Annotated in this window: 1 protein-coding gene; it reads left to right on the top strand. The window is 67.6% G+C overall.

Annotated elements, in window-relative coordinates; translation table 11 throughout:
* Positions 1-924: tyrosine-protein kinase family protein (locus EN939_RS39275; RefSeq protein WP_442919553.1), on the top strand; the 924-nt coding region annotated here is incomplete at its 5' end.
* Between the last annotated feature and the right edge of the window lie 29 nt (positions 925-953).

Here is a 953-nt window from a genome sequence, read left to right as displayed (position 1 = left end):
TCCGTCTACTCGAACTATCTCCAGCGCGCCCAGGAGACGCGCGAGCAGATCAATGTCGACAGCACCAATGCGCGCATCATCTCCAATGCCATGCCCGCCTTGAAGAAAAGCTGGCCGCCTTTGCCGCTGCTGTTGCTGGGCGCGATATTCGGCGGCCTCGGGCTCGGCACCGGTCTGGCGCTGATCGCCGAATATTCCTCGCCGACGGTGCTTTCCAGCGCGCAGATGCAGTCGGCCATCGACGCGCCGGTGCTGGGCGTGGTGCCGGCAAATTCAGGCACTGGGTGGCGCTGGTGGCCTTTCGGCGCAAGTTCGGCCGCCGCCTCCAGCCAGAAGACCGACGCCGTTGTCGGCCTTGCGCTGAGGCGCATGTTCAGTTCGGGCCAGCGTCCGGCGGACTGGCCGCTGGTGCCTTCCATCCTGGTGACATCGTCGCCGGGCGAGGGCGCGCAGCGCAGCCGGGTGGCGCGGCTGCTGGCCAATGCCGCGGCGTCCAGGGGCAGCCGGGTGCTGTTCATCGATGCCAATGCCGGCGGCGGCGACCAGAAGGATCCGCAGCCGGGGATCCTCGATGTGCTGCGCGGCGAGTACGCCTTTGAGGCCGTCAGCCATTACGCCGCCGGCAGCAACGTTGCCGTGCTGGGCAGGGGCCGCTCAAAGGCGGTTTTCCAGGAAGCGCATGGCATCTATTTTGCGCAGCAGATGCTGGCCCGGGCCAGCCGGAGCTTCGAACTCGTCGTCATCGACGGCGGCGCGCTGGCCGACAATCTCAATGCCTCGCCGCTGGTCGCCATGGCCGACGAGATCGTACTCGTCGCCACGCTGAACGCCACCCCGATGCGCGACGTCACGACGACCGCGCAGGCGGTTTCCGTCATGGGGCGGTTGCCGACGGCCGCCTTGCTGGTCGACGAGGCCGCCTGATATGGCTGCCAGTTGGAGCGCAAGCGCTT

This window comes from Mesorhizobium sp. M7A.F.Ca.CA.002.05.1.1, assembly GCF_003998335.1.
Classification (GTDB): domain Bacteria; phylum Pseudomonadota; class Alphaproteobacteria; order Rhizobiales; family Rhizobiaceae; genus Mesorhizobium.
Note: the sequence above shows the minus strand (reverse complement) of the source record. Positions and strands in the feature narration are given on the sequence as shown.